This window comes from Oleiphilus sp. HI0128 (genome assembly GCF_001635365.1).
In genome coordinates, this window is sequence record NZ_LWGG01000432.1 from 1 (window position 1) to 618 (window position 618).

General features: G+C 47.2%; 1 protein-coding gene. It reads right to left on the reverse strand.

The genetic code is table 11. The features are described 5' to 3' along the window. Positions 1–571, reverse strand: a 571-nt coding sequence (locus tag A3763_RS05330) for an MBL fold metallo-hydrolase (RefSeq protein ID WP_156494932.1), incomplete at its 3' end; no start/stop codon positions are given. Positions 572–618: the final 47 nt, after the last annotated feature.

Sequence of the window (618 nt, forward strand, 5' to 3'; positions counted from 1 at the left end):
GCGCGGCTAACAAAGGAGAGTGAGGAGCGCCTAAATCACCCGAAAAGATAAACGTATGCGCGTCCTTCCCCTGGTTTACACAGCACTCAACATAAGCAGAGCCAAGAATATGACCTGCTGGCTGTAAGCAAATATCTAAACCTTCAAAGACTGAATACAAATCACCATATTTGAGCGGCACAATACGCTGCTTAAGCACCGACATAAATTGTCGGATCATCTGTTTATTACGGGTGAAACCAATCTTCACCGCATCTTCCAGTACCAGCGGTAAAAGCACAGCCGACGGCTCAGAACAGTATATCGGCCCATCAAAGCCAGCAGCGAGAAGATAAGGAATGCGCCCGACATGATCGATATGAACATGGGTCACGACAAGCGCTTTAATATGAGAAACTGGGAAGTCGATTTCAAGCTGGCTTTCACTCGACTGCCCAGAGGTCTCGGCCCCTTGAAACAATCCGCAATCAATCAGAATACCTTGTTGTTCAGAACTGTTTTTATCGGAAATTCGAAGCTCGTGACACGAACCCGTTACGCCATTCACCGCTCCGTGGTGTAGGATTTTCATTGTTTTGTCCACAGGGGCTTACACCCCTTTGCTGTTTAGATTAGGGA